Consider the following 15,397-nt stretch of genomic DNA (forward strand, 5'->3'; position numbering starts at 1 on the left):
TTGAACAGGACATTCTTTAAGACAGGCAGTACATCCCCAGCACTCCTCGGGATATTTTATAAAAGCTTTTGAGTCATCCTTTTTAAATATAAGATTCCCCGGGCAAGTCTGAAGGCATTTACCGCAACCCACACATTTTTGTGGATCTATTTTAATGCTCATAAACTTCATCTCGCTTTACTAAGTTTCTAAAGACAACTTGAACTTTGCCATCTTTATAAATTGTATTAACATATTTAAGCAAGTTTTCATCTTTTTCCTTGTAATCTGCATTCTCACCATAACATTTCCACCTGGTTTCTTTTCTCCCTAGAAGATGAACTATTAACACTTTGCAAACATATAATCTATCAATAACCTCATATATCTGCAATAGTTCCCTCATCCCTTTTGCCCTCAATTTACCTGAAATGAGTAAAAGCTCCTCTATTTTCTCCCTTGCAAGAAGCAATCTTTTAGAATTATACACATAGTTTTTAGATATACCCCCTGCATATTCATCCATTACCTTTTGCATAGCCTCTTCAACGTTATTTATAGAAAACATACTTTCCTCATCTATTAGAAAAGTTTCTAAATATAAAGCTTTAGTGTTTATTTCTTCTTGCTGTATATACTTGTTTTTCTTGTTTTTTATGAATTCAGTTGCAGCATCAGCTGCAATTTCACCTTCTACAAAACAACCTGTTACATATTTTTTAGGGCTTCCTCCTGCCACATCCCCAGCTGCATATAAACCAGAAATAGTTGTGGCACGCTTAGCATCTACCCAATAACCACTAGCCGCATGCCCACCAACTACATAAGGTTCTGTGCCTTCAATCTCTAGATTTTGAGAGCTAGGACCTAATCCATCCTCAATCCATTTCAGTGTCTGAGCTGGGGCCATATTAAGATATGCCTTATAAAGTTCATCTTCAACTTCTATTGACACCCCCTTAGTTTTTAAGTAGCAAGGGCCTAGACCTTTCTTATTTTCCTCCACAGTGGCGTGAAGCCTTGTAATCGTTGTTGGCTTGCCATAATTTTTTACATACTCATTATCATAGGCATTAACTTGTTTTGCACCAATACCTTGAGCCACTGTGCCTGTAGGTGCTATGGTATCCTTACATCTAAGTGCTATGAACCTCATTTCAAAAGAAGTCATTTCAGCACCTGCTCTTATGCCCATAGCATAACCTGCCCCAGTATTAAATGGTGAATACCACATCTTATGTTTCGAAAATCCGGGGTTATTAGGTTTATAGAGGCCTGAAGCTCCACCAGTTGTACAAATAACAGCCTTAGAATATATCACATAAAATATATTCTCTTGTATATTAAACCCGTAAGCACCAATAACTACGTTACCTTTCATAATGTAATCTATAATATTTACTTTATTTAACACCGTTACGTTTTTCTTTGAGTTAACCTCATTTGCAAGAAGGGGTTTTATGTTTTCCCCATTAATTTTAATACTTCGTTTGCCACGAGTAACGTATTGTCCATCTGAATCCTTTAATATAGTAAGGCCTATACTTTCCATGTTTTTTGTAACCTTATTCAAGTTTTTAGCAATAGAATATACCAGATCTTCTCTTATAATTCCCTCTGCTTCATTTTTAACATAGTCTACGAAGTCTTCAGGTGTATATCCATTATTAATATAGGCATTAATTGCATTAACACCAGCCGCTAAACATCCACTTCTTTTTATATTAGCTTTATCCACTACTATAATGTTCATATCTTCTTGCTTACTTAAGGTTAATGCAGCATAACATCCAGAAGTACCTCCACCAACAACTAATACATCAGTTTCCAATATTATTGTTTCTAGCTTCATTATAATCTCCTAACCAAGGCATTTTATATATTCTAATATCTTGTCTACACATTCATCTATGGATAACTCATTCGTATTTATAATTATTTCGGGATTTTCAGGTTTTTCATAAGGCGAGGATATACCAGTAAATTCTTTAATCACGCCTGCTCTAGCCTTTTTATATAAGTTTTTGGGATCTCTTTTCTCACATTCATCTAGTGGACAATCCACAAAAACTTCAATAAAATCATTCCCTAGAGCCGCCCTAACCATGTCGCGATTTGCTTTTAGTGGAGATATAAAACATGCAATAGTTATAAGCCCAGCATCTACAAATAATTTTCCTATTTCACCAATACGTCTAATATTCTCATTTCTATCTTGAAGCGAAAATCCAAGATCTGAATTTATGCCTAAGCGTATATTATCTCCATCTAGTAAGTATGTTGCTTGACCACTCTCATTTAATATTATATCCAAACTGTTTGCTACTGTTGACTTACCAGAACCTGATAACCCCGTAAACCATAACAATTTAGACTTTTGCTTTAGTAAATTTTCCTTATGCTCTCTAGTTACAGAAGCATCATGCCAGGTAAGATTTTCATTTTCTGTACTCATATATTTTCGCCTCCATTAATTTTTGAAACTAGACCCTATCAAGACCCCATTTATGTCTCATATTTTTTCTAATCTTGAAAAAACAGCCTAGCCCTTTGTAGAAGGAAGCATCTCCCATGCCATTAAAACCCTCCATGCAAAAGACCAGTTTAATAACTCATATATATACTTTTTACTGTATAAATAAGTGTTGATTTGTATATTACACTAATCATATGTAGGCATTATGAAGAAACAACTTGAAAATTCATTCTACTGTTCATAAATATGTTCATGGTTAATATAAATTGTTTTATTTACTAAGATAAATTGATTTTTTTATCCACCATGGTTATGGTTATTATAGGCTGAACTTTACATTTATGGTATTTTCCAAACATTTTTGTAGATATCTTTATATTACGATTAGTTTCGGTTATTATAGTTTAGTTTCGGTTATTATAGTAATGATAGCATCCATAAATTGATAATATGATAGTAAGTGGAATCTAGAAAGTTGAAACTTTCATGCTATAGAAAAAATAATACTTTAACTGTTTACTATTAATTTTAAAGAGGAGTGTACAAACGTGGATAATATATTGATCATTGAAGACGAAGAAAAAATTTCAGAAGTACTAAAAGCATATCTCCAAAAAGAAGGCTATGGTGTCTATTCTACTACAAAGGGTATGGACGGAATAAAACTTTTCCAGAAAATTGGATTCAGCTTAGTCATATTAGACCTAATGTTACCAGATATATCTGGTGAAGAAGTGTGTAGTTTGCTCAGGAAAATATCCGAAGTGCATATCTTTATGCTTACAGCAAAGAGTACCTTAGAGGATAGAATAGAAGGATTAAACCTTGGAGCAGATGAGTATCTAGTTAAGCCTTTCAGCCCGCGAGAATTAACTGCAAGAGTAAATGCTTTATTTAGAAGGCTTAATATAAATAATCGTGAAACAAAGGTTTATAATAATGGTGATTTAGAAATTAATTATGAGAATAGAATAGTCAAGGTAAAGGGTCATGAAATATCTCTTACACCAAATGAATTTGACATAGTACATGTTCTTTCATCGAATGAGGGCAAAGTATTTACAAGGGAAAATCTCATTGAGAGAATTATGGGAATAGATTTTCAAGGTTTTGATAGAACAATAGATGTACACATTAAAAATATACGAAAAAAGATAGAAGAAGACAGCAAAAATCCTAAATATATAGTAACCGTAACTAGAATTGGTTACAAATTTGGCGGTGATTAATTTATGCAAAGCATAAGAAAGAGATTGAGTATTATTTTGGTAAGTGTCTCTATATTAGCACTTTTCTTATCTACACTCTTAGTAAATATAACAATATCAAAAACATTTAACAAGTACTTAGTTGAAATACAAAATAAAAGGAATACTAGGATAATAAAATATTTAGAAGATGTGTATAAAAAAAATGGTAAGTGGTCAGAATCTTCCGGAGTAGAAATCATGCATGAAGCTTATATGAGTAACTATGCCCTTACTCTTAGGAATGGAGACAAAAAGGTTGTTTGGGGAATGAACCCTCATGACATAGTTCAAAACACTGATGTTAATATGAATGTTAAAAATGAAGGCGTTTATACTACAAGCACCTTTAAAATACAATCTAATGACAAGATTGTAGGATACCTAGAAATAGGACAATATGGTCCGGTATTGTTATCTAGTGAAGATGTAAATTTTAAAATATCAGTAAATAAAAGTATTATATTAAGTGTTATACTTTCAATTTTAATAACAGTATTAATTAGTCTGTTTATTTCAAAGCAGTTTTCTAATCCTATTAGGCAAGTTTCAAAGATTTCAATTGATCTTTCAAATGGTAATTATCGTGTAAGGTCAAATCATAAGAGTAGTATTTTAGAATTTGAGGATTTAAGGAATAGTGTAAATATACTTGGAGAAAAGCTTCAGCATCAGGATGCGATTAGAAAAAGGTTAATATCAGATATATCTCATGAAGTTAGAACGCCCCTTAATATTCTTCAGAATAATTTAGAAGCTATGATCGATGGTATTTTCCAAGTAGACACTGAAAGATTAACTTATCTTAATGAAGAAGTTATTAGGTTTGGAAAGCTTATAGACAATTTAAATGCCCTAAGAGAGGTTGAAGGAGAAAAAACAGCTTTAAATATGGAACAAATTTCTTTTAGGGATATTCTTCTTTCAGTCGTAAAAGAATTTAAAATAATATCACAAAATAAAAATATTGATATGGTACTGGAATATAGTACCTGCAAACAATATAATATTATAGGAGATAAAGATAAAATAAAACAGGTAATTATTAATTTGATTTCAAATGCTATTAAATTTACTAAAGAGAAAGGAAAGATTAATATTACTTTAAAAGAATCTGATGAACAAGTGATAATGAAAATAGAGGATACGGGCCTTGGGATTAAAGAGGAGGATTTACCTTATATATTCGAAAGATTGTATAGAGGAGATAAAAGTAGACATGAAATAGAAGGTTCGGGGATAGGACTTACCATTGTAAAAAATATATTAACCCTTCATAAGGCAGACATAAAAGTGAAAAGTGAAGAGGGAAAAGGTAGCGTATTTACTGTGTATTTTAATAGGATTCTGTAATTATAATACAAACACTAACAAATAAATTGGATCGGTTGTAGAGACCCAAATTTAGTCGACCTCATTTTAAAATTTAAAACAGATTCAGAATCTGTATATAACACCTGGTTTATTTATAATAACATGAGAATGAAAGCTTTTCGTTCAATTAGACGTGGAGTGATTGATACAATTAGATCAATTAAGGATGAAACCTTTGGAAATGATTTTAAGGGTTCCCCATTAGAAATCACATTGTCCTGTATTACGGAGCAAAAACAAGTATTTAAAGAAGCTGCTCATCCATTCTATTGGAATCCTAAATTAAGAATTTTTGATATATATGAAAATGAAAATAATAAGAGAATATTGGGACATGTCAGCTAATACGGCTGATAAGTTACTAAAGAAAATTATTAAACTTGATAGTTATCATATAAAAGGATTAGGTCCATCGGAGGCCAATAGACTTTATTTTTTACAGCCAACTTTAATACCTCCATTTAATACCGCGATTTTAAAGGGCTTTAATGCCATTTTTGATGATAATAAAAAATTGAGTTAATGGCAACAGTATTCACAAATGCAAATTATCTTTCACTAGAAACCTTTAATGAAATTATAAGATTATCCCCCACTGGTAAAGATGTACCTGCAAAACTTCACCCTATCATTTAACAAATATAACAATCATATTAGTATGTCCTAAAATTATCCACACATTCATATTTATTTTTACTACTGTTATCACTTAGAAACGTAATAGTTTCAGTAAAGAGTACTGCTTAATTTTAAGTAGTCATCTTTATTAAATAAAATACTATATGCATTTACATAGGAGTCATTTTTCTACATTCATCAGCACATGTGTGACATTCTGTAGTACATTTATCACAAATAGAAGCACAGAGTTTACAATGATCTTTTACAAGTTCATCATCCATTGACATAATCGACGCTGACATTTGGAACATTTGTGCACATTCAACAAGAATAATTATACAATTCTTTCTTGCACTAACATCAGGTTCATTTAAGCATGCTCTAAAGCATTCATAACATGTTTGCGCACAAAACATACTATTTATACTGAAGATAGATATTTGTTATGTTAATTTATCCTCTTCATATTTTCTCCGCAATTATAGTTTATAATTTAATTATGTTAAAAGAATAAATATAAACTTGAACTAGGAGGTGTTTTTCATGTTTTGCAATGGATTTTTAGGCTCTGGCTAGGGCACTGGAGTTGGAATGTTTCTTATGATGGGCTTTGGATTTTTAATATTTCTAGCATTAATTTTCTCAGCTTTTAAACTAATGAAACTTAATTCACCTTCACCCTTCTCATTATCAAGTAATTCAGCATTAAATATATTAAATGAAAGATATGCTAAGGACGAAATTAATGAGGAAGAATATACTAAGAAGAAAATCATTCTTTCTAAAAAAACTAGGGGTAATCTCTTATAATTTTATGTTGAATTAAATATCTATTTGATATAAACTAAATATTAATTAAGAATATTGGAGTGAAGAAATGATTGAAAAAACTAGAATTTTAGTAGTTGATGATGAACAGAAGGTTCTAAATGTGATCGAAGCTTACTTAATCAAAGAAGGCTTTGAAGTTTTAACTTCTATGGATGGAGAAGATGCTTTAAACATATTTAAGAACGAACTAATACATTTAATTATATTAGATTTAATGCTCCCAAAAATGTCTGGTGAAGAAGTATGCAATAAAATTAGAGCTACCTCTTCAGTGCCAATTATCATGCTTACAGCAAAAACAGAAGAAGACAATAAAATAGACGGACTTGCTATTGGCGCCGATGATTACATAACTAAACCATTTAGCAATCCAGAACTAATTAGTAGGGTTAAAGCTATTATACGACGAACGTATAGAGATAATAATCCACTAGCAGAGCTATTAATTATTAATAAAGGTGATTTAGAGATAAATATTGGGAAAATGATTGTAAAAAAGCAAGGGCGACCTATTACTTTAACTGCTAATGAGTTTAAAATTTTAATTGCACTTTTAACTAATCCCGGGCAAGTATTCTCAAGAGAACAGTTAGTTAATAAATCTTTTGGTATAGACTATGAGGGGTTTGATCGAACTGTGGATACTCATATTAAAAATATTAGATATAAGATAGAGGATGATCCGAAAAATCCAAGATATATAATTTCAATATATGGAATGGGGTATAAATTCCAGGGTTAATTACCAAGAACTGAATACTAGTGAAAATATGAGGTGGTTTTAAATGAAAATGTCCTTAACAAAGAAATTATCCATAGGTTTTCTTCTTACTGCATTTATATCTATATTCATTGCAGGTTTAGTTTCAAATTATATGATTAGTAAAAAATTCAGCAATTATTTAATTGCTGAGCACAAAACAAAAGTAGATAAAATTGCAACGGTAATAGATGGCTTATACGATGAGCAAACAGGCATTTCAACTACTAACAAGGCGGAAATATTAAGATATTCAAATGCAGAAGAATTGTATATTCAAGTAAAAAATGCAACAGGAGTTATTGTTTTCACCTCAAGTAGTACAAATTTACAAAACAAAACAATGATGAGTTCAATGATGAATGATTTTTCTTCAATTAAACCAGGGCAATATACTGAAGATAGTTACCCATTAATTAAAAATAATAAAAAGTTAGGAACTATAGTTTTTGGATATTATGGGACATCTTTTTTGAATACAGGAGCACTAACATTCAAAACAACGTTAAATCATTCTTTTTTTGTTTCTATTTTAATAGCTTTAATCTTTGGGTTAATAATCAGTATCTTTCTTTCAAAACAGATATCATCACCCTTGACAAAAATAACAGATACAGCTAATAAAATGCGAAATGGAGATTTAGAAGCAAGATCACAGGTTGTATCTAAAACCAAAGAAATAGACGACTTAACAATTTCTATGAACTATCTAGCAGAAACGCTGCAAAATCAAGAGCTACTTAGGAAGCGTTTAACTTCTGATATGGCTCATGAGCTTAGGACACCACTTACCAATCTAAAATCACATGTAGAGGCATTGCTAGACAAAGTTTGGGAACCCACAGAGGATATGCTCACAAGTTTTTATGAAGAAATTCAAAGATTAATAAAATTGGTGGAAGGCCTTAACGACATAGCGAAATTAGAACAAACAAGTCTTAATTTAAATAAGTCAAAATTCAACTTATCCTTAGAACTAGAAAAAGTAGTAACCTCTTTTGAACCTTTATATGAAACTTCAGGCTCAAAAATTAATTCAAATTTAATTCCAAATATTGAAGTATTAATGGATAAAGATAAACTAAAGCAAGTAATGTATAATCTGCTTTCAAATTCACTTAAATATTCCAAAATAAATGGTGAAGTTTTATTGACTCTAAAGTCTGATAAAGATGGCATTATTATAGAAGTAAAGGACAATGGAATTGGGATTTCTAAGAAAGATTTACCCTTCATCTTTGAAAGATTTTACAGAAGTGATGAATCTCGTGATAAAAACACCGGTGGTGCAGGCATAGGTCTAACAATTGTAAAAGCTATTGTTGAAGCTCACACGGGTACCATTAGTGTGAACAGTACCTTGGGTAAAGGAAGTACCTTCTTTATTACATTCCCTAAACCAATATTAAATCCAGATAAATAACCTGTCTGGATTTAAGCACTCTTTATATAACAATCATTATAATAAAATTAATTAAGATTTTTATTAAACACAACCGTTTTATTTTTACCCTTATTCTTGGCATATAAAAGTGCTTCATCACATGCCTGTATTATTTCTTCAACATTTCCTCCATCAACTGGATACGCCGATACCCCTAAAGAAATAGACATCTTATGTAAAATCGAATTATCAATAGAGCTTACATTATTTCTGATTTTCTCAGCAACAATAAATGCCTCTTCTTTATTACAACCTTTTAATATTATAACGATTTCCTCCCATCCGTATCTATAAACCCTATCATTCTTTCTTACACCATTTATAATAGCTTTACTTACGTTTATTAAATCCTCATCACCAACAAAATGTCCGTAATCATTATTAAAATTTCTAAAATCATCAATGTCTATGAATATTGCTGAGTATATCTAAGAATCTAAGATCTTTTTTAGGTCCGCGTCGAAGGTTCCTCTATTAAATAATCCTGTTAACTTATCTACTTTTAACTCCATTTTAAGTTGTTCATTACTCTCCTTGAAAAGAGTATATTTTGAATATACCCTTAGAACTGATAAGTAATACACTCCCCCAAACATTATGGATGTAATTATACAATGCATTAGTCTAACACCATATAAAGGTATAATTATCTTGCTTAATACTAATCCGTTTAATATAATCAAAACTAAAATGCTTATAATTATCTCTATATTTCATCTATATCCCCCCGAAATTTAAATAACAAAAATTTACTTAATTGCTTAGTTTTGTTATAAGATTATTATAACATTAAAAAAACACATTACTCTTTTTATTTATATAAACTTACTACCAGTATGAATTATAGTGTAATTCATTTTTAAATTTATTAACTATATATTTTTATTTTGAAACTACTAATATCTTCATAAAATCTACACATATATTTTATATAGTTTAAGTCACGGTCTATATTCATAGAATTAAAAACACACTCCTATTACTTATAAAACTTTCAGGATAAAAATTCATTGAATAAAACATTAAACATTATATATTAAAAATTGTAGGAGGTAATAAGGTGAGTCTTAAAAAGGAAAAAATAAAAGTCTTTGACATGACATGTACATCATGTGAATCAAGAGTAGAAAGAGCAGTTATGGAATTATATGGTGTTAAAAACACTATTGCAAGCTTCAGTAGTCAATCTCTAACTATAGAATATGATACAGATTTCTGTAATCATGAAAGAATTAGAACTGCTGTAAAAGCGGCTGGTTATAGTACAGAAAGTTCAAATAACTACAAAATAGTTGGTATATTTATAATTGTAGCAGCAATTATATTAATTGGGAATTCATCAGGTGGAATCGACATGACCTCTAGACTCAATGGTGCTACATATTTTGTTCTATTCATTGTTGGAGTTCTTACTTCAATACATTGCGTAGGTATGTGTGGGGGAATAATGCTATCACAAAGTATAAGTAAAGATAACAAAAATAAATTTGATTCTATCAAACCTGCCCTCCTATACAATACAGGTAGAGTTCTATCATATACTGTAATTGGTGGAATCGTTGGTGCTCTAGGTTCAGTACTTTCACTATCAATATCTGCAAAGGCTGGGCTTCAAATATTTGCTGGTGTCTTTATGGTAATAATGGGGCTTAATATGAGTGGCTTTAGCTTATTTAGAAAACTTAATTTAAAACTCCCTTGGTCAGCTTGTTCGGTTAAGAAAAAACCGAAAACTCCTTTTTTAGTTGGTGTTTTAAATGGACTTCTGCCTTGTGGACCCCTTCAGACAATGCAACTATATGCTTTAGGAACCGGAAGTGCTTTTAATGGTGCCTTATCTATGCTATTATTTTCTCTCGGCACAGTACCTTTAATGTTGACCTTTGGAGCATTATCAGGTCTCATTACTAAAGGATATACAAAAACTCTTTTAAAATTCAGTGGAGTACTGATTGTCGTTTTGGGTATTTTAATGGGAACTAGAGGGCTCGCATTAGCTGGTATAAACGTGCCTTCTACGTCTACAATAGCCGCTAGTTTATCTGGAAATAAAACATTGACTTCAACTCCACCTGCTGCTAAGCCAACTATAGAAAATGGAGTCCAGATAATTAGAATGTCAGCAGATGGTTCAGGATATACTCCAAATGGCCTATATGTTCAAAAAAATATACCTGTAAAATGGATAATTGATGGCAAGGAATTAAACTCCTGCAACGGACAAATTGTTGTACCTTCCTTAAATATTAATAAGACATTACAAACAGGTGAAAACATAATTGAATTTACACCAAAAGATAAAGATATAAGCTTCAGCTGTGGGATGGGTATGATTCGCGGAGTAATTAAAGTAGTTGATAATGTTGCCTCTGTAGACACCTCAAAACCCGATTCATCAATACCAGCTCCATCCAGTGGAATGCCTGGTTGTACCATGGGTGGCACAACTGCTGCACCTGCTACCCCTGAAAAAGCAAGTATTTATGGTACAGATTTGAGTAAAGTTGAAACAAGTAGATTGATCCAAAAAGCTGTATTGTCCGGAAACAACCAGGCTAGTTCAATTAAGGGTACAGGATATGAATTTGAACCAATAATTGTAGTTGCAGAAAAAAGTGTTAATACAATTTTAAGCTTTGATTTAAATAAATTTGACAATCCAAGTGGGACCTTTGAAATAGCTGCATCAGACACTGGCAACAATATAACTACTTTTAAAGGTGAAAAGGGAACTGTTAAAGTAACTACCACGTTTAGTGCAAACGGCATCTATTCTATTATAAAGGATGGCAATATTGTAGTAGGTGGTGTGGTTGTAGTAGATGATTTAAAAAATGCAGATTTAAAAAAGATTAGAAAAGATTATATAGGTGGTTAATTTTTTTAATATAATATTCGGAGAGGCACGAAGTCTCTCAAATAAGGTTTAATTTAATATTATTGTAAAATTTAATTAAACCTTATTTTTAATAATTATTACCCCGAGGGTAGGACATTTTGTTCTACCCTTTTATTTTAAAAAATGTATGGAGGAAGATGTATATGAAAAAAAGCATTATAAAAAAATTATTCAGGTTGGTCAATACATATTTTAGGTTTAGTTCTTTAAGTACTAGTATCAAGCAAATATCCTGCAATTATTTGAATGGCTTTTCTTGCTTATACATTAGGTTTACGTCATGCTTTCCATGCTGACCACATTGGGGCAATTGATAATACAATTCGTAAGCTAGTGCATCAAAAGGAAAATCCAAATGGTGTAGGCTTTTTCTTTTCCTTTGGTCACTCTACAGTTGTTTTGCTAATGGCTGTGGTTACAGTTTATACTGTACATTGAACTATACCCCCTTGAGTAGACACGAAACTAAAAAGTAGTGTAGACTAAATTAAGGGGGGTTTATTATGGGCAAAAAAAAGAATTTTTATTCTGTTGAATCTAAGATTAATGTAATTGAGAGATACAATAGTGGTGATGAAGGAGGTGTAAAATTCCTTTCAAAGAAACTTGGATTTAGATCTCCTAACATGTTAACTCAATGGTTTAAAATTGGAATAGCTGGACTTGAAAGTAAAAGAGGTAAGACTCCATCACCAATGAGAGGTCGCCCTAAAAAAAATATGATTCTCCTGAAGAAGAAATATTAAAATTAAAAGCTGAAAATGAATATCTTAAAAAGCTCCTTCAAGTAAATCAAGACAATATTAAAAAAAAGAAAATATGAAATAATTGAAAAACTAAGCAGCAGATACCCCGTAACTTTGTTGCTTCAAGTTGCTGAAATAAATAGATCAGGATATTATCGGTGGTTAAATAAGAGAATGGTAGTGTCCGAAAATTTAAAAGAGGATGCACAAGTTATTAAATTCATTGAGAAACTCTATATCAAACACTATGGGAGATATGGTGTGGAGAGGATGACAGCGGCGCTTTCGGCTGACTATGGCCTTAATATAAACCATAAAAAGGTTTACCGTTTGATGTCACAGAATGGTTATTTATCTATAGTCAAGATAAAAAAGAGATATAGGAAACCTGGAGATCCACATCCTAAGAAAAATGTATTGGTTAGGAATTTCAGTACAAGTTGTCCATTTGACAAGATGGTAACTGATGTTACTGAGTATAAAGTAGGTGGGAAAAAGATATATATATCGGCAGTGAAGGACCTTCACACCGGAATGTTAGAATGATTTGCAGTTAAAAATTATCAGACCAGGGAACTTATCCGAGAATCGTTTAAAAATATTTTGAATAAATCCTTACCGGAAGGTACTATTATCCATTCGGACCAAGGAACCCTCTATAATAATGTTCTATTCCAGAATGAACTAAAAGATAAAAACTTCATACAGAGTATGTCTAGGAAAGGAACTCCTATTGATAATTCTCCTATGGAAAGTTTTTTGGGATGTTATAAGAGTGAAGTGTTGTACAATCCTAACATTATTATAGTGAGCAAAGATGACCTTATAAGAGAAACATGGCAATATTATCATTATTACAATAGTGTAAGGATTCAGAGAAGATTAGGATACCTAACACCTGCTGAATTCAAAAATCATGAAATTGTCAGGATTAAAAAAGAGAAAGAGTAATACATAAATTATATTACTCTTTCGGTACATTTCATTTATTTGTCTACTTTTTGGGGTATAGATCAAGCTCCTCTACCTCTTTGTTTAATATATCTTTTTCTCTCCATAATTGCCACACAATTGTTTTATATAATAAACTTATATCGACGAAGTACGAATTATTTTTTATTGATTCGACATGAAAAAGATGAATTTATATAAAATGAAAGGATAGGGTGATATTATGAAGAAATCAAAACTAGGTTGGAGTGTATTATTAATTTTTTCTACAGCTGCTCTTATTAGTTATGGTGCTTGGAGTGTTTATTTTGTAAATCACAATGTAGATTCTTCACTTAATCCTAATAATAAAGGGATGACAAATTCCCAATTTAATAGCGACAGAGGAGGAAAAGAGCAGAATTACGAGAACTCTGGTGGCATGATGAATGGATATAATGGTAATAATCGTGGAGGAATGATGGGCGGAAATGGATTTCAAAATGGAACTACCAACATTTCTTCCTTAAATGAAGAAACTGCAAATAAGCATATGGAGGATTCCTTAAAAAATGCTACAGTGGATAAAAAAAATAATACTATTACATTTAGGGGGAAAGATGTAAATATTGTATTATTAGGTGGCCCTAAGATAGCGGATGACAAATTTTTTATTGGTGGCTTAATTAATCCTATGCTGCAAGTTCCTAAAAATGCAAAAATTTCTTTAGAAATGATTAATGAAGATGATGGAATGTCCCATGGAGTAGAAGTTACAAATGCAACTCCAGCTTACAATTATATGTCTATGATGGGCGGTGGCATCTATCCTGATAGCTTTATTACACCACTTCCTGAAGCCACAAAGGATAAATATCCAACTTCAGTTACTACTTTTACTACTAATCAGGAAGGAACGTTTTATTACATTTGTCAATATCCTGGCCATGCACAAAAGGGAATGTATGGAAAATTTGTTATTAAATAGATGCACTTTAATAAACTAAAATAACAATATACTAGTATAAAGGAGGATCTTATTATGATGATGGGTTATGGAGTTGGTTATGGAGGAATATTTATGATGTTAATACCAATTGTTCTTGTCGCAATTATTGTATATGCTATATTAAAATTAGCAGGTCATTCAAATCTCAGTGGTCACTACAATAATATAGGCAGCAACGGTACTTAAATGAGCACTTTGCTCAATGAGAAATTACAGAAGAAGAATATAACCAGAAGAAAAATATGATTTTAAAGTAGCCTTAGACAAACAATTGAGAAATATGCCAACTTTATTATAAACTTTACTTTCTACTTTTATTTTTAAATTCTTTTTACTGTTTTACTTATATGGAGCTTGAAAGCGGGTATTGAAGTCCTTGGTCGGTGGTCTGAATTCTTCATTTGGTTGGTAATTCTAATATTTTTATCCATCACTATAATGTCAATTCCACAAATGGATTTAAACAGATTAAAACCAATTCTAAACTATAACTTACGCCCACTATTAAAAGGTGCTTTTTCAAGTTTTACTTTTCCATTTGGCGAGACCATAGTCTTCACAATGGTATTTTCTAATATATCTAAGGTAAAAAATTACAAAAAAATATTTATGGTGAGTCTATTTATTGGTGGTGGTATTATATCTATAGCGACCATCAGGAACATTTTAATATTAGGTAGTAAAACTATAGCTAGAGTATATTTTCTTTCTCCCATGTCAATAAGTCTTATTAACCTAGGTTCAATGCTTCAAAGACTTGAAATGCTTGTAGCTATTGTATTTTTAGTTTGTGTCTTTGTTAAATCAAGTATATGTATCTTTGCAGTTTGCAATGGTATTTCAAAAGTTTTTGGATTTGATGATTACAAATTTATTGCAACACCTGTATCGCTCCTAATGTTTTGCTTTTCTTTTTCTGTATATAAAAGTACCATGGAAATGTCATCTTGGGCTGCTGATATCTACCCATATTATGCATCTGTTTTTCAGGTTATAATACCTTTAATTATTTTTATTATAGCTGAAATTAAAAGTAGAAATTCATCATCTAAAATAGTAACTAAATAACTATATATGAATT

20 protein-coding genes and 1 pseudogene are annotated in these 15,397 nt (G+C 31.2%); 15 read left to right on the forward strand and 6 right to left on the reverse strand.

Annotation, left to right across the window (positions count from 1 at the left end; translation table 11 throughout):
- The 3 genes from LGK95_RS10800 to cysC all read right to left on the reverse strand — a co-directional run.
- On the reverse strand, positions 1 to 162 hold a 162-nt coding region (locus LGK95_RS10800; protein WP_226124900.1), incomplete at its 3' end, for a 4Fe-4S dicluster domain-containing protein.
- Positions 152 to 1,831 (reverse strand): adenylyl-sulfate reductase subunit alpha, encoded by a 1,680-nt coding sequence (locus LGK95_RS10805; RefSeq protein ID WP_226124800.1) that lies wholly within the window; start codon positions 1,829 to 1,831, stop codon positions 152 to 154. The genes LGK95_RS10805 and LGK95_RS10800, both read right to left, overlap by 11 nt.
- A 9-nt stretch (positions 1,832 to 1,840) precedes the next feature.
- A complete protein-coding gene (gene cysC, locus LGK95_RS10810) occupies positions 1,841 to 2,434 on the reverse strand; it encodes an adenylyl-sulfate kinase (protein WP_226124801.1) in 594 nt (197 codons plus the stop codon).
- Between the two features lie 569 nt (positions 2,435 to 3,003).
- Between cysC and LGK95_RS10815 the strand changes: the two genes are divergently transcribed.
- From LGK95_RS10815 to LGK95_RS10830, 4 genes are all read left to right on the forward strand, one after another.
- Positions 3,004 to 3,684: a response regulator transcription factor gene (locus LGK95_RS10815; RefSeq protein WP_226124802.1), complete on the forward strand. Its 681-nt coding sequence runs from the start codon at positions 3,004 to 3,006 to the stop codon at positions 3,682 to 3,684.
- A gap of 3 nt (positions 3,685 to 3,687) precedes the next feature.
- Positions 3,688 to 5,055 carry a sensor histidine kinase gene (locus LGK95_RS10820; RefSeq protein WP_226124803.1) on the forward strand — a complete coding sequence of 456 codons (1,368 nt, stop codon included), beginning with the start codon at positions 3,688 to 3,690 and terminating at the stop codon, positions 5,053 to 5,055.
- Positions 5,056 to 5,178: 123 nt separating this feature from the next.
- On the forward strand, positions 5,179 to 5,421 hold the full coding sequence (locus tag LGK95_RS10825) for a hypothetical protein (protein ID WP_226124804.1): 243 nt from the start codon (positions 5,179 to 5,181) through the stop codon (positions 5,419 to 5,421).
- On the forward strand, positions 5,411 to 5,599 hold the full coding sequence (locus tag LGK95_RS10830; protein ID WP_226124805.1) for a hypothetical protein: 189 nt from the start codon (positions 5,411 to 5,413) through the stop codon (positions 5,597 to 5,599). The genes LGK95_RS10825 and LGK95_RS10830 overlap by 11 nt, the downstream gene beginning before the upstream one ends.
- Before the next feature lie 265 nt (positions 5,600 to 5,864).
- Here LGK95_RS10830 and LGK95_RS10835 read toward each other — a convergent pair whose 3' ends face one another.
- On the reverse strand, positions 5,865 to 6,113 hold the full coding sequence (locus LGK95_RS10835) for a hypothetical protein (RefSeq protein ID WP_226124806.1): 249 nt from the start codon (positions 6,111 to 6,113) through the stop codon (positions 5,865 to 5,867).
- Between the two features lie 175 nt (positions 6,114 to 6,288).
- Here LGK95_RS10835 and LGK95_RS10840 point away from each other — a divergent pair, with 175 nt between their 5' ends.
- From LGK95_RS10840 to LGK95_RS10850, 3 genes are all read left to right on the forward strand, one after another.
- Entirely contained in the window at positions 6,289 to 6,507 is a 219-nt protein-coding gene (locus LGK95_RS10840; protein WP_226124807.1) for an SHOCT domain-containing protein, read from the forward strand.
- Positions 6,508 to 6,574: 67 nt separating this feature from the next.
- Positions 6,575 to 7,270, forward strand: a complete 696-nt coding sequence (locus LGK95_RS10845) for a response regulator transcription factor (RefSeq protein ID WP_226124808.1) — start codon at positions 6,575 to 6,577, stop codon at positions 7,268 to 7,270.
- A gap of 43 nt (positions 7,271 to 7,313) precedes the next feature.
- On the forward strand, positions 7,314 to 8,711 hold the full coding sequence (locus tag LGK95_RS10850) for a sensor histidine kinase (RefSeq protein WP_226124809.1): 1,398 nt from the start codon (positions 7,314 to 7,316) through the stop codon (positions 8,709 to 8,711).
- 47 nt (positions 8,712 to 8,758) lie between these two features.
- Here LGK95_RS10850 and LGK95_RS10855 read toward each other — a convergent pair whose 3' ends face one another.
- On the reverse strand, positions 8,759 to 9,160 hold the full coding sequence (locus tag LGK95_RS10855) for a GGDEF domain-containing protein (protein ID WP_226124901.1): 402 nt from the start codon (positions 9,158 to 9,160) through the stop codon (positions 8,759 to 8,761).
- Positions 9,161 to 9,352: a hypothetical protein gene (locus tag LGK95_RS10860; protein ID WP_226124810.1), complete on the reverse strand. Its 192-nt coding sequence runs from the start codon at positions 9,350 to 9,352 to the stop codon at positions 9,161 to 9,163.
- A 440-nt stretch (positions 9,353 to 9,792) separates the two neighbouring features.
- Between LGK95_RS10860 and LGK95_RS10865 the strand changes: the two genes are divergently transcribed.
- The 8 genes and pseudogenes from LGK95_RS10865 to LGK95_RS10900 all read left to right on the forward strand — a co-directional run bounded on the left by LGK95_RS10865 (position 9,793) and on the right by LGK95_RS10900 (position 15,384).
- Positions 9,793 to 11,610, forward strand: a complete 1,818-nt coding sequence (locus LGK95_RS10865) for an urease accessory protein UreH domain-containing protein (protein ID WP_226124811.1) — start codon at positions 9,793 to 9,795, stop codon at positions 11,608 to 11,610.
- Between the two features lie 246 nt (positions 11,611 to 11,856).
- Positions 11,857 to 12,063: pseudogene (locus LGK95_RS10870) on the forward strand (HoxN/HupN/NixA family nickel/cobalt transporter); the annotation flags it as partial.
- 71 nt (positions 12,064 to 12,134) lie between these two features.
- Positions 12,135 to 12,377, forward strand: a complete 243-nt coding sequence (locus LGK95_RS10875; protein WP_226124813.1) for a hypothetical protein — start codon at positions 12,135 to 12,137, stop codon at positions 12,375 to 12,377.
- A gap of 114 nt (positions 12,378 to 12,491) precedes the next feature.
- Positions 12,492 to 12,923, forward strand: a complete 432-nt coding sequence (locus tag LGK95_RS10880) for an IS3 family transposase (protein WP_226124814.1) — start codon at positions 12,492 to 12,494, stop codon at positions 12,921 to 12,923.
- A gap of 57 nt (positions 12,924 to 12,980) precedes the next feature.
- Positions 12,981 to 13,328 (forward strand): IS3 family transposase, encoded by a 348-nt coding sequence (locus tag LGK95_RS10885; protein WP_226124815.1) that lies wholly within the window; start codon positions 12,981 to 12,983, stop codon positions 13,326 to 13,328.
- Between the two features lie 223 nt (positions 13,329 to 13,551).
- Positions 13,552 to 14,295 carry a cupredoxin domain-containing protein gene (locus tag LGK95_RS10890; protein ID WP_226124816.1) on the forward strand — a complete coding sequence of 248 codons (744 nt, stop codon included), beginning with the start codon at positions 13,552 to 13,554 and terminating at the stop codon, positions 14,293 to 14,295.
- 54 nt (positions 14,296 to 14,349) lie between these two features.
- Positions 14,350 to 14,502 carry an SHOCT domain-containing protein gene (locus tag LGK95_RS10895; protein WP_226124817.1) on the forward strand — a complete coding sequence of 51 codons (153 nt, stop codon included), beginning with the start codon at positions 14,350 to 14,352 and terminating at the stop codon, positions 14,500 to 14,502.
- Between the two features lie 138 nt (positions 14,503 to 14,640).
- On the forward strand, positions 14,641 to 15,384 hold the full coding sequence (locus tag LGK95_RS10900) for a GerAB/ArcD/ProY family transporter (RefSeq protein ID WP_319001917.1): 744 nt from the start codon (positions 14,641 to 14,643) through the stop codon (positions 15,382 to 15,384).
- The last annotated feature ends 13 nt before the right edge of the window (positions 15,385 to 15,397 follow it).

The sequence above is a fragment of the Clostridium algoriphilum genome, assembly GCF_020443705.1.
GTDB classification, from domain to species: domain Bacteria; phylum Bacillota; class Clostridia; order Clostridiales; family Clostridiaceae; genus Clostridium_AD; species Clostridium_AD algoriphilum.

Bases quoted from the DNA above. Each gene is read 5' to 3' on its own strand.
- LGK95_RS10805 (WP_226124800.1), bottom strand. From the start codon at position 1,831: ATGAAGCTAGAAACAATAATATTGGAAACTGATGTATTAGTTGTTGGT.
- cysC (WP_226124801.1), bottom strand. From the start codon at position 2,434: ATGAGTACAGAAAATGAAAATCTTACCTGGCATGATGCTTCTGTAACT.
- LGK95_RS10820 (WP_226124803.1), top strand. From the start codon at position 3,688: ATGCAAAGCATAAGAAAGAGATTGAGTATTATTTTGGTAAGTGTCTCT.
- LGK95_RS10825 (WP_226124804.1), top strand. From the start codon at position 5,179: ATGAGAATGAAAGCTTTTCGTTCAATTAGACGTGGAGTGATTGATACA.
- LGK95_RS10830 (WP_226124805.1), top strand. From the start codon at position 5,411: ATGTCAGCTAATACGGCTGATAAGTTACTAAAGAAAATTATTAAACTT.
- LGK95_RS10835 (WP_226124806.1), bottom strand. From the start codon at position 6,113: ATGTTTTGTGCGCAAACATGTTATGAATGCTTTAGAGCATGCTTAAAT.
- LGK95_RS10840 (WP_226124807.1), top strand. From the start codon at position 6,289: ATGTTTCTTATGATGGGCTTTGGATTTTTAATATTTCTAGCATTAATT.
- LGK95_RS10845 (WP_226124808.1), top strand. From the start codon at position 6,575: ATGATTGAAAAAACTAGAATTTTAGTAGTTGATGATGAACAGAAGGTT.
- LGK95_RS10850 (WP_226124809.1), top strand. From the start codon at position 7,314: ATGAAAATGTCCTTAACAAAGAAATTATCCATAGGTTTTCTTCTTACT.
- LGK95_RS10860 (WP_226124810.1), bottom strand. From the start codon at position 9,352: ATGCATTGTATAATTACATCCATAATGTTTGGGGGAGTGTATTACTTA.
- LGK95_RS10875 (WP_226124813.1), top strand. From the start codon at position 12,135: ATGGGCAAAAAAAAGAATTTTTATTCTGTTGAATCTAAGATTAATGTA.
- LGK95_RS10890 (WP_226124816.1), top strand. From the start codon at position 13,552: ATGAAGAAATCAAAACTAGGTTGGAGTGTATTATTAATTTTTTCTACA.
- LGK95_RS10895 (WP_226124817.1), top strand. From the start codon at position 14,350: ATGATGATGGGTTATGGAGTTGGTTATGGAGGAATATTTATGATGTTA.